Below are 17,503 nucleotides of genomic sequence, written 5' to 3' on the forward strand. Positions count from 1 at the left end.
TAAATATACTATAGTTTTGTTTGGAATACAAACCAAACTTTCTAAATTCAATTCAAATGTACAGTAAAGCAGAAAATCAGCGGTTAAAACACGATTTTTGGGTAGCCTTCGCCGAGAAATACCCCAGAAAATGGGTATTGTATGATACAAAAATTAAAGATTTCTCTTTTAAATTTTTCGCAGATAACAAAAAAGCCCAAGTACTCATTGATATCGAGCATCGAAATGATGACTTACGTTCTCAATATTTCGAAAAACTTGAAGCTTTGAAAGCTATTTTGGAAGATGAATTCATCAAAGATTTGGTTTTTGAAAAAGACTACACTTTAGAAAATGGCAAAACCATCAGCCGCATTTGGGTTGAAAAAAATGGGCACAGTATAAGTAATCGCAATCACTGGGACTACATTTTTGACTTTTTCTTCGAAAAAATGAATGCTTTAGAACTTTTCTATCTCGAATATGATGAGTTTATAAAAGATATTGAAAAAGGGTAAAGGGTTTTGGTTTGTGGTTTCTAAGCTAATTACTATTCACTAATGACTAATTACTAATTACTATTCACTAATAACTAAGGACTAAATATTATACAAATAAATCCTATTCTCATAATTGATATACAATTGCTTGCGATTGTCTTGTTGTTTGCGAGTAATAATCATCAAAGTGCAGGCATCACCATTTTCGTCTTTGCATTCAAAAGAATAAATGATATCGGTTTTGTTTTCTTCAATTTCTGCATACGAAAGAATGTTGTACAATTGAAGCATTGGGGTATAGACCACAATTCGATGTTTAGATGTATCTAACGTAATTGGAATATTGATTAAATCCAATTCGGACCAATCTCCCCATTTTCCTTTTTCATTTTTCTGTAGAACACTGTAACCCGAAGTTTGAAACTTATAGGTTTGAGCATTCGACAGCTGAAAACAAAAAAACAGGACAAAAGACAAAAATAAAATAGTAGGTTTTGACATGGGAGGCGTTTGGGGTTGGAGTTAAAACTGGAGTTGTCCGATTTCAATTTGGGCTTGCTTGAACTCGGAAATCATAGTATCAATAATTTCTTTTACAGGTTGAATTTCGGTAATTAATCCCGCAATCTGACCAATTTCTAATTCGCCCTCGACCAAATCACCTTCAAACATCCCGCGTTTGGCTCGAGCTCTACCTAACAAAGTAACTAACTCTTCTTTGGTAGGACATTTTGCATACAATTCCTGAACGTCATTATAAAACTTATTTTTCACCAAACGAACAGGCGCTAATTCTTTTAATGTCAATTGGGTATCCCCTTCTTTTACATTCACAATTACTTCTTTAAAATTATCATGAGCTGATGATTCAACCGAAGCAGCAAAACGACTTCCCACCTGAACACCATCGGCGCCTAAAGCCATTGCCGCAAGCATTCCCCTTCCTGTGGCAATTCCACCAGCAGCAATCAACGGAATACTGATTTTTTGCTTCACCATCGGAATCAAAGTCAATGTCGTTGTTTCCTCTCGACCATTGTGTCCTCCAGCTTCAAAACCTTCGGCAACAACAGCATCTACTCCTGCATCTTGTGCTTTCAAAGCAAACACAGAACTACTCACCACATGCACCACTGTTATTCCTTTTTCTTTCAAAAAAGCGGTCCAAGTTTTGGGATTTCCAGCTGAAGTAAAAACTATTTTTACACCTTCTTCTACAATGATATTCATTATTTCTTCCACATTCGGATACAACATTGGAACATTCACGCCAAAAGGCTTATTAGTCGCTTTTTTGCATTTTTGAATGTGTTCCCTAAGTACGTCAGGATACATAGAACCAGCACCTATAATGCCTAATCCTCCCGCATTGCTAACGGCACTTGCCAATTTATAACCACTGTTCCAAATCATTCCTCCTTGAATAATTGGATATTGAATGCCAAAAAGCTGTATAACTGAATTCATTGAATTGTAAATTAATATTTGATGATTTTTCCTTGAGCTGAAAAATTTCCTCCTTGAATAGTGTACAAGTATACTCCATTCCACAAGGTTTCTACAGAAAAAGAAGGTGTTGATTTTGAAAAAGGCACCTCCATTATTTTTTTTCCTAATAAAGAATAAATTGTAAGCTGCACCTCTTCTACTGTTGAAGGTAAAGTCATATAAACCGTTCCCTTGCTAGGATTGGGGTACAACGAAAATGAAACATCTTGATTGTCTATTGTAACTAGAAGCCCTTTATTTACTGCCGCACTAAAATCCGGAATTCCATAGCCTAGTTGTGGCGTTGGTGTAAAATATTTATCAGCAGATTGAATAATCAAATCTCTAATTTCTTTGTTGGTTTTATCGGGTAAAGCTTGCCATAAGCACGCCACCATTCCAGCCAAAATTGGACTCGAAAAAGAAGTTCCGTCGGCTGTACCAATATTTCCAAATTCATTAGAAACCACAGAAGATTTTCCTTGTGCCATAACTTCTGGCTTTACCCTACCATCAAAAGAAGGGCCAATTGAACTAAATACAGCTCTAGTTTTCGAAGCATTAACTGCACCTACCGTAAGAACAGAAACCGCATCTGCTGGTGCAGCAATATTGGGATTAGTTGTGTTCCCCGAGTTTCCTGCAGAAGCCACTACAAGCATTCCTCTACTAAAAGCAATTTCGGCCCCACGGCTGATAAAAGTTGTAGTGCCATTCATATCGGCATAAGTATAGCTATATTTAGAATTATCAAAATCAAAGTAGCCCAACGAACTATTAATGATATCTACACCCAAACTATCCGCTTTCTCTGCCGCTTCTACCCAAAGCGTCTCTTCAACAGGATTTTCTGAAGCATCATTTTCGGTAACAAAAAGATAGTAAGACGCATCTGGAGCCGTTCCGACCAAAGCTTGGTCTTGATTCCCTCCCATAGTCGAAAGCACTAATGTACCGTGATTGTCTCCAATATAGTAATTCGTACTTCTGTTTACATAATTATAACCGCCCAAAATCTGATTATTATCTCTCAATTTTTTAAACGGTAATTGGGTATCCACGCCAGGAAAACCCGCATCTAAAACAGCAATGATTTTACCACTCCCCGTATAATTTTGCTGATGCAATAAATGCCCATTCAACATCTGGATTTGATTGGCTGAAGCGCCATAATTATAAGTAATTGCGGTGTTGTATTTTTTTTGAACCTGCTGATTTTTTGACACAGCAGTTGTCTTTTCTGTCGCATTTAAGGACTTATCTGCGAAGCTAATTTTAGCAACAAAAGCTAAATTTTTTAAGGAAGTAATATCCACTTGAGTACCGCGAACATGCAACGCATTCAACCATTTTGATTGCCCCATAACTGTAATTCCAGCGGACGCTTTTACAGCTTTTATATACGAAGCCGGAATGGGAACATCTTTACTGTCCAAAGCGATTTTTTGTCGCGTTCTTCTATCAATAGCGCGATGTGAGAGCATCAATTGAGGGTTGTCCAAATAGTTCTGAACATTGGTTTTATCCACAAAATACACCCAAGCATCTTGTTGTGAAAAAACCAAAAAAGATTGGAATAAGAAAAATAAAAAAACTATTTTTTTCATGCCGAAATGTACTCAAAAAAACATTATAAATTATAATTTCAAGCGTTTTTAGGAGCACAAAATTTGGGATTTCATCACGTTTGCTCCCGCTGTCCTTCCTATCTTTTTATCCCGAAAAAGGATAAAAAGGATATTCCCTCCCATCGGGGCTAGGCGACACTATCTTTTTTTTCAGAAGATTTTTTTATAGTTTTTACTAAAGACCAATCACTAAGAACTAAAGACTAAGAACTAAAGACTAAGAACTAAAGACTAAGAACTAAAGACTAAGAACTAAAACTAAGCTATAACCCCAGAACCTAACAACTCGTCCTCTTGGTACCAAGCCACAAATTGTCCTTCAGTAATAGCCGATTGCGGTTCGTCAAAAATTACATACATTCCTTTTTCTTCTTGATGTAACCTAGCTTTTTGCAACGGCTGACGGTAACGAATTCTCGCCATTACTTCTTTAGACTCACCCACTGACAAGGCTAAATCGGTACGAATCCAATGCGTTTCAGAAGCATCAATAAACAATCCTCTTCTAAACAATCCCTGATGATTGCTAGATAAACCAGTATAAATTGTATTGGTCACCACATCAGTAGCAATAACAAATAATGGATCAGTAGTTCCACCTACGTTAAGCCCTTTTCGTTGACCCACCGTAAAATAATGAGCGCCTTGGTGCTTTCCAACTACCTTGCCCATATCTGGAGTATAGGTTATTTTATGAGACAAAGAAGCTAAAGTTTCAGCTTCATCTGTTGAAGTATAAATAGGATGATTTTTATCGATTTGTATAATTTGACCTTCTTTGGGTTGCAATTTTTGCTGTAAAAACTCTGGCAAACGTACTTTACCAATAAAACATAAACCTTGAGAATCTTTTTTTTCTGCAGTAACCAATTCCATTTCAGTTGCTATTTCACGAACCTGAGGTTTCGTTAATGCACCAATTGGAAACAAGGATTTAGCCAACTGTTCTTGCGACAATTGACATAAAAAGTACGATTGATCTTTGTTAGTGTCAGCACCTGCAATAAGGTGATACAACGGTTTACCGTCAATTTCAGTAGTTCGCTTTTGGCAGTAATGACCAGTGGCCACATAATCTGCTCCTAAACTCAACGCAATTTCTAAAAAAACAGCAAATTTAATTTCGCGATTACACAATACATCAGGATTTGGAGTACGTCCTTTCTCATATTCACTGAACATGTAATCCACAATTTTTTCTTGGTATTGTTCACTAAGGTCAACCGTTTGGAAAGGGATTCCTAATTTTTCGGCTACCAACAAAGCATCGTTGCTATCTTCCAACCAAGGGCATTCGTTGGATATCGTTACAGAGTCATCGTGCCAATTTTTCATAAATAGCCCAATAACTTCATATCCTTCTTGTTGCAACAAATAAGCTGCAACACTAGAATCTACACCACCTGATAGACCAACAACCACTCTCTTTTTCATCAGAATCCTTTTTTAAAATAGGGTGCAAAGTTACAAAAGATTTAGTTGAGAAATTATCCAAGCAAAAGTTAATTCGTTTTGCGATTAGATAGTGGCTCTTGAAAACTCATATTTCGTTTTTTTATCAACTTATCTTTTTCATAAAACTCCCAAACCCCTTCTTTTTTACCCCATACAAAATTCCCTTTGGAAGCAATAAAACCATTAGTGTCCCTAAAAATAGCTGGTCCGTTATACTGCCCCTTTTGATACACTGTTTCTTCTAAAACAATACCTTTATCTGAATAAATCTTACTACTTCCATCCTTTAGCCCATCAACATAATGGGTCTCTTCAGCCACTTTGCCATCAGGAAAATAAACCGTTTTCAATCCTGATAATTTACCAATTTTATACAACTCTTTCGTCATTATTACTTTCGACTTGAAATGATAATAAATCCATTCTCCTTCAAAAAGTTTATTCACCACCTTGCCTTCGCTTACCTTAAATTTATTTTGATTGTAAAAAATAGTATACGCCGAATTGTCTTTTTCGTTAAACTCTCGAGTGGCAATCACATCGGCTGCTTTCGTATCATCAAAATACTTAAAAACGCCTACTTCTTTACCGTGTAAAAAAGTTCCTTCATAACGCAACCTTTTGGATTCTTCATAATAGCCTCTCCAAAGCCCATTTTTCTTACCATCACTATCAACTTGATTTGTAATCGCAGTTTGCGCTAACAAAGCTGAAACCTGTATAAAGAAAACCAAAAGCCATACTTTCTTAATCATACTATTTAAAATTTATTGTAATGTAAAAAAATCAATTACTTCAAACATCAAAAATACAAATTCATATTTTCCAAATGAACGCAAAGGTACAACTACTTTCTTTCCTAAAAATTATTCAGATGAAATGAAATAACAAAACCAACCTTTGTTCTAAGATTTGTTTAATACTGACACTATTAAGTTGAACAAAAAAAGCTTATTCAATGCATTATCAATCCATTATACCAATTCAACAAATTATAAATATTTTTTAAAGGTAATTTTGTTTAGTCTTTTGTAAATATATTTGAACAACAAAAAAACATTAACTGTAACTCAATTAAAAAAAAACGATTATGAAAATTGCATCAAAATTAAAAATGGCTTTGGCTTGTATTGCATTTTTATCATTCGCAGTTTCTTGCGACGATGATGATAATAATGATCCAAAACCGGTAGACAATACTATTACTGGTATTGCGGTGAACAATTCCAACTTAAAAATTTTAGTACAAGCGCTAACAAGAGCTGAGTTAGCCGCTACTCTTCAAGGCGCTGGTCCTTTTACTGTATTCGCTCCAACAGATGCAGCTTTTACAAAATTTTTAACCGATAACAAATTTGCTTCTGTTGCTGATGTACCAAAAGATGTTTTGACACAAATTTTATTAAACCATGTAGTAAGTGGTACTGTAAAATCAACAGCATTGACTACTGGATACGTTAAAACATTAGCAAAAAGTACGGCTTCAGGAAGCAATACCATGAGTATGTATGTAGACCTTACTTCGGGTGTGAAATTGAATGGCGGTGCCAAAGTTACTACAGCTGATGTAATGGCTTCGAACGGCGTGATTCATATCGTAGACGCTGTAATCAATCTACCAACCATTGTTACGCATGCTACTGCAAATCCAAACTTTACTACATTAGTTGCTGCTCTTACTTTTAACCCAGCTTCTGGTTTTGCAGCAACTTTATCGGGTACAGCTAGTTCACCTTTCACCGTTTTTGCACCTACAAATGACGCATTTGCATCATTTTTAACCGAAACTAAATTTTCTGGTCTAGCTGCAATACCTCCAACTCTGCTTGAAACTGTATTGAAATACCATGTTGTTACTGGTGCAAACGTTTTATCAACGCAGTTAACAAACGATCAGGTAATTAATACTTTTGCCGGTCAAAATGTAACGGTAAAATTTACTCCAACTCGATTGCAAGATGCAAGTGCAAGAAACTGCAATATTATTGCTGTTGACGTACAATGTTCAAACGGTGTGATTCACGTATTAGACAAAGTGTTGTTGCCAAAATAATAAAATTAGTTGCAATACTTATTAAAATGATTTATACAAAAAGAGGCTGTCCTAACTTGGACAGCCTCTTTCATATACAAAAAAATTTATACTATATTATTTTTTCTTTTGCTGAGCTGCTTTTTGAGCTTCAGCTTGTTCCATTGCTTCTTGCAACTTTCTTTGAAACTTACCTTGTTTTTTAGGTTCTTTCAATTTATTTTCTTGAATTTGTGCGTGAATTTTATCGCTATCAATGAAGTAATTTTTGATGACCAACATGATCAAAATTGTTACCAAGTTAGAAATAAAGTTATACAAACTCAATCCAGCGCCATAGCTATTGAAAAAGAATAACATCATCAATGGCGAAACATAGATCATAATCTTCATCATTTTCGCCATATCAGGCATCCCTTCTTGTTGTGGAGCTGCCATTTGTTGATCACCTGAAGTCATTTTCATGTAAAAGAAAATTGCGATGGCCGCCAAAATTGGAAACAAACTAATATGATCTCCATACAATGGAATATGGAAAGGCAATTTCACGATCTCATCAAATGAAGACAAATCATCTGCCCAAAGGAAACTTTTTTGTCTTAACTCAAAAGCCGAAGGAAAAAATTGAAACGAAGCCATTAAGAACGGCATTTGGATCAAAGCTGGAATACAACCTGCCATTGGATTTACACCGGCTTTGTTGTACAACTTCATCGTCTCTTGTTGTTTTTTCATTGGATCTTTGGCGAATTTTTCACCCAACTCAGTAATTTCAGGACGCAATACTTTCATTTTGGCTTGTGACAAGAATGATTTGAAAGTAATAGGCGACATTGCCAATTTGATTAAAATAGTAAAAAGAATAATCGCAATACCATACGCCATGAAAGAACCTAATAAACCAAATAAAGGCACAAAGATAAAACGGTTGATCCAACCAATAATACCCCAACCCATAGAGATGATTTTCTCAAGATTTTGATCATAATTATTCAAAGTCTCATAATCAGATGGCCCTAAATACCAACTTAATTTATGATCCAACTCACCATTGGTAAAAGTCAAAGGTAAATTCGCTTTGAATGATTTTGTAAAAGTAGTATCCACTTTTTCATCATTCATAAGATTAGTTGAAACCAATTGTGCTTTTTCAAAAGGCGTTTTGGATACTAAAATTGAAGCAAAGAAATGCTGTTTAAAAGCTATAAATGTAGGCTTTTCAAGAGTTTCTTCTTCTTTTGCACCTAAGCCAGCGTAATCAACCTTACCTTCTTTATGTTCAAAATAAATCTCAGTGTATTTATTTTCGTAAGATATGCTTTTTTCATTTCTGAAAGCTTTCAAATCCCATTCTAAATCCAAAGGCTTAGCTGTATTCAATACTTGGTTCAAGCCTTGAGAACGCAAATCAAAACCAATCATATAATCGTTTGGCTTCACTATGTATTTATATTCCAAAAATGAATTTGGACCCGACTTTAACTTCATAGACAACACTTGATCCGCTCCTATTTTGGTTAAAGTAGGCTCAAAAAACAAGTCTTTGGTATTTAAAGTTCTGTTGTCATTGGTTTGCAAAACAATATTCAAATTAGCATTATTGTTTTTTATCAATTCTACCAACTGACCAGAACCTTTTTTAAACTTTTCAAAGTTTTTCAAAGTTGCCTCGGCAATGTATCCCCCTTTATTAGCAATTTTTAATTTTATCACTTCATTTTCAATCGTAGTAAAATCATTTTTTGCAGAAGGCAAAGTCGCAGAATAAGCAAAATTTCCTAATGTTTTTTGCAAAGCAACCAATTGAGTAGTATCACCTGTGGCAACAGCAACAGTTGCTTTTTCAACTGCTTTATTAGCCAATTCTTTTGCTTTTTGCGCTTTTAAAACCAATTCCTTTTGGGCTTTTTCAGCAGCCACCACTTTAGGATCAGGTTGGTTTTGGAACATAATCCAAACCAAAATACCAAAAATCAGTATAAAACCGATAATTGAATTAATGTCAATCTTTTTTTCTTCCATTATAATCTATCTTCAAAATTCAAAACAGGAGTAGTTTACCCCTGCTTAGTGTTAGAATCTAACTCAAATACTTTGTTACAGCTATTGCACTATTTCTTTTTAGCTTTTACCGCCGCCGCTACAAAACTCACAAAAATTGGATGCGGATTAGCTACCGTACTTTTGTACTCTGGGTGGTACTGAACACCAATAAAAAACGGATGATTTTCAATCTCAACGATTTCTACCAAACCAGTATCAGGGTTCACTCCAGAAGCTATCAAACCTGCTTTTTGCAATTGCTCTACATAAGCACTGTTGTACTCATAACGGTGACGGTGACGCTCCGAAATTTCGGTTTTACCATATATTTTATGCGCTAACGAGTCTGGTTTAATTTCACACTTCCAAGCACCTAAACGCATGGTGCCACCTTTATCCGTTACTGTTTTTTGATCTTCCATCAAATTCACAACTGGATGAGGCGTATTCTCATTCATTTCAGTAGAATTGGCGTCTTTGTAACCCAAAATAGTTCTTGAATATTCTATAATTGACATTTGCATTCCTAAACAAATACCAAAAAATGGAATGTTATTTTCGCGAACATAACGAACCGCTTCTATTTTACCTTCGATTCCTCTTTCACCAAAACCTGGCGCCACTAAAACCCCATCCAAACCAGCTAATTTCTCAGCAATATTTGAAGGGTCCAAATGCTCTGAATGAATCGAAATCACATTTACTTTTGTTTCATTTGCCGCTCCTGCGTGAATGAAGGCTTCCAAAATAGATTTGTAGCAATCTTGCATTTCGACATATTTACCAACCAAACCAATATTTACGGTATGCTTAGGATTTTTTAAACGTTTCAAGAAGGTGTTCCAATTTTTTAAATCTGGCGCTGCTTTTTTAGGTAAGTCTAATTTCTTTAAAGCTACTACATCTAGACCTTCTTCTAACATTAAATTAGGCACTTCATAAATAGTAGAAGCATCAATAGATTGAATAACTGCTTCTCTTTTTACATTACAAAACAAAGCCAATTTGTTGCGAATTTCGTCTGAAATTTCATGCTCAGTTCTACACACCAAAATATCAGCTTTGATTCCGCTTTCCATTAGGGTTTTTACAGAATGCTGTGTTGGTTTCGTTTTTAACTCACCAGCGGCAGCTAAAAAGGGCACCAAGGTTAAGTGAATAACGATAGCATTGTTTTCTCCTAAATCCCAAACCAACTGACGAACAGACTCGATGTATGGCAAAGATTCGATATCTCCTACAGTTCCACCAATTTCTGTAATTACAATATCATAATCGCCAGATTTACCTAGCAATTGCATTCTGTCTTTAATTTCATTGGTGATATGAGGTACTACTTGAACCGTTTTTCCTAAAAATTCTCCTCTTCTTTCTTTTTCAATAACCGAAAGGTAAATTCTACCCGTAGTAACGTTATTCGCTTGAGAAGTAGGCACGTTTAAGAAACGTTCGTAGTGACCTAAATCCAAATCTGTTTCGGCTCCATCATCGGTAACATAACATTCCCCATGTTCATAAGGATTTAAAGTACCAGGATCGACATTAATGTAGGGATCAAATTTTTGAATGGTTGTCCTGTAGCCTCTTGCTTGTAATAATTTTGCCAATGAAGCTGCAATAATTCCTTTTCCTAAAGAAGAAGTCACACCGCCTGTAACAAAAATATATTTCGTTTGATTCATTCTGTTGTATTTGTAAAGTAGTTGTGTAAAAAACGTGGCAAAAGTACAAATTTAATTGGAATACACTAGCGCTTGTTTCAGTAGAATTTCAAAAGCCTTGTTTGAACCAATCATTAGAATACTTTGCAAATATTCAAAACCGTTGCTCCTAATAGTAAGATCACGGTTTTGGATATTTCTTTTTGATATTGCGAATTAAATCTTCGAGACCGTTGAGTTTTAATTCATAAATTAATTGCAGTTGTTCGCCTAATTCTCCTTTTGGAAAACCTTTATTACTATACCAAACGATATAATATTCTGGAATGTCAATAAGATGCCAGCCTTCGTATTTACCAAAAGGCATTTTGGTATGAGCCAACTTGATGAGTTGTTTTTGATTTTGATCCAAAACGATTAATTGGCTTGTTTGATGGTCATATCCGCATCATAATAGAGCATGTAAACCCCTTTATTATTATACGCTCCACCCTCATTTTTAGAGTAATCAAATCGATTTTCTACTTGTTCCGTTGCCGTACTCTCCATAGTTTCTTGGAAAGTTACATCTTGCGCCATACGCATCAGTGTATCAAAAGTCACATCAAATCCACGAGTAGCAAATGAACTAGGATAGACATTGTTTTCTTTACGGTATTTTTGTGCAAAAACTTGTGCTTCATCCGAATTATTTTCTCTAATTGCAGAAGGATACAACAATTGCAGCTTTACTAAATTTGCAAATGAAATTTCATCCGTATCCAAAGTAGGGTTAGGTTCCAAGATCACCAATTGCACTTTATGGGTTTTCATTACTGAAATCATGGCAGCAATTGTCGCCCTAATCATAGTTGTACTGCCGGTTTCAAGAATTACATAATTCATGCGATCCAAACTCAACAAGCTTTTCAGTGCTTCTACATTCACACCTCCTGTTGGAGTCAAAGGTGCAATTTTGACGTCTTTCTGTTGTTGAGCAAAATAAATCCTAGACGATTCTTTTTTCTTATCAATAACTGCGATCATATTCCCGTTTTTCTTTTTCATAAAATCAAAAGCGGTATTTTTCAATTCATCAGAAGAAACAATAGATTGGTATAAATTAGCATACGATTTACCAAATTCCTTAGACAAAGGAGAGATCACTGCTATATTATCATCCAGCAATAATTCAGCTGCTTTTTCAACATTATTCTGATAAAACGGACCAATTACTACTTGCGCTGTGTTAATTGAATGGTTTTTTATTAACGTAGGAACTTGAGAACTGTTTTTAGTTTCTTGAGAATCAAAAACTTGTACATCAACCTGAATTCCCATTTGTTTTGCTGAGTCAATTGCCATCAAAGCGCCAGCATAAAAATCCAAAGTCATGTTTAAAAACTTATCTTTTTTCAAACGCTCAATACTTGAATTTACGGTGTCATTTGCAATTTTAGCGGTATTAAAAGGCAATAACAACACTATTTTTTTAGCAGTTCCTGCATTTTGCACACTCAATTGAGTCTTGTTTTTTTGAATCAACGGAACCGTTTCAAGTTTTACGTTCGAAGGCAATTTTAAAAGCATGCCTTCTTGTACTCCATTTTTCAAATCAGGATTCAAAACTGTTAATTCCTCTTGCGACAACCCTGTTAATTTGGATAAGCTGTAGAAGGTTTCTTTGGGCTTGACCGTATAATTTTGATACACTAAAGGGCTTGTGTTTTTAGCATCGATATCATTTTTTTCTGGTTCTATTTTAGAAGCAGTAACGGAGACATCTTTTATTTCTTTAGGTCGATTCCCTTTAATTAACAAAGTAAATCCAATAGGAAGATTTGTAGCTACTTCAGGGTTTTTTTTCTCTAATTCTTCAATAGTAATATTATACTTTTTAGCAATAGAGAATTTAGTTTCTTGAGCTTGTACTACATGCAAAACAGGAGCAACAACTTTTACTGTGGCTGGTGTAGCAGCTTTAGCCATAACAGCATTAGGAATCAACAACTTTTGACCTATTTGCAAGCCGTCTTTTTCTAAAAAGGGATTTGCTTTAAACAAAGCAGCTTCAGAAATGTCATATTTTTTTTGAATACCGAATAACGTTTCTTTTGCCACAACCTCATGCATGATTGTTTTGGTTGCAACCATTGGCTTGGCAGTAGTTTTGGAATCATTTTTAACGGCTGCTTTTGAAATCAACAATACCATATTGGTACTAATTCCGGACTGTGCATCTGGATTCAATTGATAAATTTCATGAGGACTCACTTTGTACTTTTGTGCAATTTGAGTAATAGTTTCTCCCTTGGCTACTTTATGAGTAATCACCTTCTCTTGAGCAAACACAGCAGTGCCAAAAAACACACAACTTAATAAAAAAGCAAAAAAACGATTCATTGGATTACATTAAAAAATTAAAGACTTTCAAAGATACGAAACGGTGCTAGATTTTATATAAATCTAACACCGTAACTGTATTTAAACAACTAAATTATATAGTGGTAAAAAAGAAAAACTTTTTATTCCCACTCAATTGTGGCCGGCGGTTTCGAACTAATATCGTACACCACTCGATTCACTCCTTTTACTTTATTGATAATATCATTAGAAACTTTCATCAAGAACTCGTAAGGCAAATGAACCCAATCTGCCGTCATACCATCGGTAGATTCAACCGCTCTAAGCGCCACTACTTTTTCGTAAGTACGCTCATCACCCATTACACCAACACTATTTACAGGCAACAAAATAGCTCCTGCCTGCCAAACTTTATCGTATAAGCCCCAAGATTTTAAACCGTCAATAAATACTTTATCAACATCTTGTAAAATTTGTACTTTCTCTGGGGTAATATCGCCTAAAATACGAATCGACAAACCTGGCCCTGGGAAAGGATGTCTTCCCAAAAGTTCTGGGTCGATTCCTAAAGTAGCACCAACTCTACGTACTTCATCCTTGAAAAGCATACGCAAAGGCTCTACTATTTTCAATTTCATATAATCAGGCAAACCACCTACATTATGATGTGATTTGATAGTTGCTGATGGTCCTTTTACAGAAACCGACTCGATTACGTCAGGATATATAGTTCCTTGGGCTAACCAAGTAACATCTTCAATTTTGTGTGACTCATCATCAAAAACTTCGATAAAGGCATTCCCAATTGCTTTTCTTTTTAATTCTGGATCAGTAACTCCAGCCAAGGCATCATAAAAACGCTGAGAAGCATCTACTCCTTTCACATTCAATCCCATTCCTTCGTATTGATCTAAAACGCTTTGGAACTCATTTTTACGGAGTAATCCGTTATTTACGAAAATACAATATAGATTTTTACCAATAGCCTTATGTAATAAAACCGCTGCTACTGTTGAATCTACTCCTCCTGAAAGTCCTAAAACAACTTTGTCGTTTCCGATTTTCTCTTTCATTTCCGCTACGATTTCTTCAACAAAAGCACCTGGTGTGAAATTCTGAGGGACCTCAGCAATTTTTACCAAGAAATTCTCTAGCATTTTGGAACCATCGGTCGAGTGAAAAACCTCTGGATGGTATTGAATCGCATAAGTAGTTTCGCCTTCAATTTTATAAGCCGCAAATTCAACATCGTGCGTACTTGCTAATTTAACACCGTTTGTAGGCAAAGCTTTGATACTATCACTGTGGCTCATCCACACTTGGCTGTTCTCAGAAACGCCTTCAAAAAAGACTTCATTTTCTTTGATATAAGACAAGTTGGCTCTACCATATTCTCTTGTATTTGAAGCAGCTACTTCACCTCCGCTAAAATGCGAAAGATATTGTGCTCCGTAACATACGGCAAGCAAGGGTAGTTTTCCTCTAATTTGAGATAAATCAGGGTGAGGCGCATCTTCTGAACGAACAGAAAATGGGCTACCGCCAAGAATTACTGCTTTGTAAGGAGATAGATCACTTGGAAAGTGATTGTAAGGGAAGATTTCGCAGAATATGTTTAATTCTCGAACTCTTCGCGCAATAAGTTGAGTATATTGCGATCCGAAATCTAAAATAAGTACGTTGTGTTGCATGCGCAAAAATACTTTTAAATTTCGGAAATGAAAAGTTGAATTTTGAAAATTTTTATTTTTTTAGAAAACCACAAAAATTATTCTTTTACCAAAAGTATAGTTCCTTTAAAACCAGCCGCTAAATTGTCCCAATAGTTTTTAGAAAGTACTTTTTTCTGATCGTCAATTATGATGATTTCAGCCGTATTTCCACCACTTGTCCCTGTATTGAGTGCTTCAAAATCCAATTTATTAAAGCCCTCGCCTAATAAAATTTTTATTTCCGTGTAATTGCCACCCAAATACACCTCTTCTTTTAATATAGTAGCATTTTGGTAAATACGCAGCAAATCACCATCTACATAAATATAATCTCTCACCTTCACAATCACATATTTCGATTTGGTATGGATTTGTCCAAAATCAAAATTACGTCGTAATAACGGCATGTTATTTTCGTTCAAGGTTTTATCTACATCCTTTTGCATCTTCTTGAGATATTCTTCTCCAGGATTGATGAATTTTTCTTTTGGAAACATCGACACATCATTTGATTTCGATATAGTCGTAGATGTTTTAGTAGGATTTTCAGGTGAATTAAAAACGTTGGGTTGATCAATTTTAGGCAACTCAGCAGGAGGAATTACTTTTTTCTTAGGAGCCGCAGGAAACTTTGCTGGAGGAATAGGTTTAAACTTAGGTCCAAATTCCACTTGTGCATAACCGTTGGAGGCCAATACAAATAATAAAAAAACGAATATGATTTTCTTCATATACTTTACATCTTTAATCATTACTGAGCTATTCATCTAAAAAAATATGACATAACCGTCTACAAAACTAATCTATTTCTGATTTTATACTAATGGATTAGAAAATACTTAACATTTTAACAGTTCTAACACTCTAACGAGAGAAAAAAACATCAATCCTACTACACCACGAATAAACTCCATTATAGAATTCAAAATCAACGCTTTTGAATGCCCATTCCCTACTTTCTAGACGAAAAAAAACAGCTTTAAAAAGCATTAACAAAAAATTATAAAAAGTAAGAAGTCCAGAAGTCCAAATCAACAATTTATTGAAACAAAGCAAAATACACTCACAAGTATTATACCACCCTATAAGTAAGACAAAAAATTCTTGAAATTGATGTTTTTTCAAATTCAGCCCCCTTAAAGAGCCCCTAAACAAAAATCGAACCTTTATTAATAAAAATCGAAAAACCGAAACAGATTAACTAATATTTAACCACTTTGAAATTGTACACATTTAACGAATTATATACCTTTACAATGTGAAAAAAGCAAAAAAAATAGCGATTTTAACCTTAATATTTTCATATTCCTTAATATGGACAATATGCTCTTATTTTGAACTCACTAATAAATACCAATCTGAATGGTCTTTTAGTGGTGAAACTAATTCGGAAAAAGAACTTGAAACATTGTACATTAACGGAACTGAATCACTTTTTGCTATTGGATACCATTTAAAAGAAGAGCAAAAGCCAATCGCTTTTTGGAACACATTACAACTAACAGGTATACTCCTAAAAAAAGATGATCCGCCACCGGAAAGAAAAGGAAACAACACGCAACACTTATTTAGAACAAAAAAATATACATAACTCAATACATATAATACAATGAAAAATTTTATCACATTTTTATTCTTTACTTTCTCATTAACAGTAATGGCTCAATCACATGTTATAGTTAAACACAACGGTGAAAAATTAAATGTTAATTACATCAAAAACGAAAACAACACGCTTTATTTTAATTCTGGAAAAGATCAAGTAGAGCAAACTATAAGTGCTTTTGCTGTTGCCGAAATCATTAACAACGCAACTAATGAATCTACTAAAGTTTCAGATAAGATTGTAATTAATGGTGAGCAAGATTACAACAAAGTAATGGTAATTGCCCCTAAAGCATCTACTGGATTAACGACTACCAAAAATACTGTAGTATCCAATAGAATAAAAGGACAAACACCTCTATCAGTTCAACAACAAAACATCGTTGCACTGAAGAGAAAAGCAGCTAAAGAAGGACTTCCGTTTGTTGCTATCGTTGAAAAAAACAGATCAGAATCAAGCGCAACCATGTACGCTTACTAAATACCACATTGTTTTCAATAAAAAAGCCGTTTCAGTTTTGAAACGGCTTTTTGTATTATAAATAATTCGTCTTAGCTTTTTGCTGTAGCTGCAACTACTGTTCCTTTGATGGTTAATACTTTTGGAGTCGCTTCTGCATTAGAAGTTACAGTAACTGTTTTGGTAAAAGCACCCATAGCTGCTGCATTGTAAGTAGCTGTAACAGTTCCTGATTTACCTGGAGCGATTGGTTCCTTAGTATAATTAGTAGCTGTACATCCGCATGAACCTTGTACATTAGTTAAAATCACAGGCGTTTTTCCAGTGTTTTTAAACTCAAAAACAATCGGTTTTGGTGTTCCTTGAGGAATTGAACCTACATCAATCGTTTCTGATTTCCAAACCAAAGCGCTAGCATAACCTGCCACTTTGCTTACCATAGATTGTACCGGAGCACTAGTAGTGAAGGACATTAATCCAAAAGCTACTGCCATTAAGGAGATTTTTAAAATTTTCATAGTTTTAATATTTAATTGTTTAATATGCTATTTTTATTCGATTCAAATATACTCACTCTATTTCATGTGGCTGTTAAAC

16 protein-coding genes are annotated in these 17,503 nt (G+C 34.9%); 4 read left to right on the plus strand and 12 right to left on the minus strand.

Annotated features, from left to right (window positions below; genetic code table 11):
• Positions 1-56: 56 nt before the first annotated feature.
• Positions 57-497, plus strand: a complete 441-nt coding sequence (locus BXU11_RS09305) for a DUF4268 domain-containing protein (protein WP_078212526.1) — start codon at positions 57-59, stop codon at positions 495-497.
• An 81-nt stretch (positions 498-578) separates the two neighbouring features.
• Here BXU11_RS09305 and BXU11_RS09310 read toward each other — a convergent pair whose 3' ends face one another.
• The 5 genes from BXU11_RS09310 to BXU11_RS09330 form a co-directional block, all read right to left on the minus strand.
• A complete protein-coding gene (locus BXU11_RS09310) occupies positions 579-980 on the minus strand; it encodes a hypothetical protein (RefSeq protein WP_078212338.1) in 402 nt (133 codons plus the stop codon).
• A gap of 21 nt (positions 981-1,001) precedes the next feature.
• Positions 1,002-1,946: a nitronate monooxygenase family protein gene (locus tag BXU11_RS09315; protein ID WP_078212339.1), complete on the minus strand. Its 945-nt coding sequence runs from the start codon at positions 1,944-1,946 to the stop codon at positions 1,002-1,004.
• 11 nt (positions 1,947-1,957) lie between these two features.
• Positions 1,958-3,574 (minus strand): S8 family serine peptidase, encoded by a 1,617-nt coding sequence (locus BXU11_RS09320; protein ID WP_078212340.1) that lies wholly within the window; start codon positions 3,572-3,574, stop codon positions 1,958-1,960.
• A 279-nt stretch (positions 3,575-3,853) separates the two neighbouring features.
• Positions 3,854-5,029, minus strand: coding sequence for a tRNA 2-thiouridine(34) synthase MnmA (gene mnmA / locus BXU11_RS09325; protein ID WP_078212341.1), 1,176 nt, complete (start codon positions 5,027-5,029; stop codon positions 3,854-3,856).
• 68 nt (positions 5,030-5,097) lie between these two features.
• Positions 5,098-5,805: a toxin-antitoxin system YwqK family antitoxin gene (locus BXU11_RS09330; protein WP_024980229.1), complete on the minus strand. Its 708-nt coding sequence runs from the start codon at positions 5,803-5,805 to the stop codon at positions 5,098-5,100.
• A 335-nt stretch (positions 5,806-6,140) separates the two neighbouring features.
• Between BXU11_RS09330 and BXU11_RS09335 the strand changes: the two genes are divergently transcribed.
• A complete protein-coding gene (locus tag BXU11_RS09335) occupies positions 6,141-7,103 on the plus strand; it encodes a fasciclin domain-containing protein (protein ID WP_078212342.1) in 963 nt (320 codons plus the stop codon).
• A 96-nt stretch (positions 7,104-7,199) separates the two neighbouring features.
• Here the strand turns inward: BXU11_RS09335 and yidC are convergent, their stop codons facing one another.
• The 6 genes from yidC to BXU11_RS09365 all read right to left on the minus strand — a co-directional run bounded on the left by yidC (position 7,200) and on the right by BXU11_RS09365 (position 15,572).
• Positions 7,200-9,104 carry a membrane protein insertase YidC gene (yidC, locus tag BXU11_RS09340; RefSeq protein WP_078212343.1) on the minus strand — a complete coding sequence of 635 codons (1,905 nt, stop codon included), beginning with the start codon at positions 9,102-9,104 and terminating at the stop codon, positions 7,200-7,202.
• Positions 9,105-9,193: 89 nt separating this feature from the next.
• Positions 9,194-10,807, minus strand: a complete 1,614-nt coding sequence (locus tag BXU11_RS09345; protein WP_078212344.1) for a CTP synthase — start codon at positions 10,805-10,807, stop codon at positions 9,194-9,196.
• A gap of 160 nt (positions 10,808-10,967) precedes the next feature.
• Complete coding sequence (locus tag BXU11_RS09350) at positions 10,968-11,198, minus strand: DUF3820 family protein (protein WP_024980233.1); 231 nt, start codon at positions 11,196-11,198, stop codon at positions 10,968-10,970.
• A 5-nt stretch (positions 11,199-11,203) separates the two neighbouring features.
• A complete protein-coding gene (locus BXU11_RS09355) occupies positions 11,204-13,168 on the minus strand; it encodes a LysM domain-containing protein (protein WP_078212345.1) in 1,965 nt (654 codons plus the stop codon).
• Positions 13,169-13,290: 122 nt separating this feature from the next.
• Entirely contained in the window at positions 13,291-14,820 is a 1,530-nt protein-coding gene (guaA, locus tag BXU11_RS09360; protein ID WP_078212346.1) for a glutamine-hydrolyzing GMP synthase, read from the minus strand.
• A 77-nt stretch (positions 14,821-14,897) separates the two neighbouring features.
• Positions 14,898-15,572: a hypothetical protein gene (locus BXU11_RS09365; protein ID WP_024980236.1), complete on the minus strand. Its 675-nt coding sequence runs from the start codon at positions 15,570-15,572 to the stop codon at positions 14,898-14,900.
• A gap of 527 nt (positions 15,573-16,099) precedes the next feature.
• Here BXU11_RS09365 and BXU11_RS09375 point away from each other — a divergent pair.
• Together BXU11_RS09375 and BXU11_RS09380 are read left to right on the plus strand one after the other, a co-directional pair.
• Complete coding sequence (locus BXU11_RS09375; protein WP_078212348.1) at positions 16,100-16,432, plus strand: hypothetical protein; 333 nt, start codon at positions 16,100-16,102, stop codon at positions 16,430-16,432.
• An 18-nt stretch (positions 16,433-16,450) separates the two neighbouring features.
• Complete coding sequence (locus tag BXU11_RS09380; RefSeq protein ID WP_139363482.1) at positions 16,451-16,927, plus strand: hypothetical protein; 477 nt, start codon at positions 16,451-16,453, stop codon at positions 16,925-16,927.
• Positions 16,928-16,998: 71 nt separating this feature from the next.
• Here the strand turns inward: BXU11_RS09380 and BXU11_RS09385 are convergent, their stop codons facing one another.
• Positions 16,999-17,424, minus strand: coding sequence for a DUF1573 domain-containing protein (locus BXU11_RS09385; RefSeq protein ID WP_024980239.1), 426 nt, complete (start codon positions 17,422-17,424; stop codon positions 16,999-17,001).
• Between the last annotated feature and the right edge of the window lie 79 nt (positions 17,425-17,503).

Origin of the sequence: Flavobacterium sp. LM5 (genome assembly GCF_002017945.1) — a bacterium.
Taxonomy (GTDB): Bacteria; Bacteroidota; Bacteroidia; order Flavobacteriales; family Flavobacteriaceae; genus Flavobacterium; species Flavobacterium succinicans.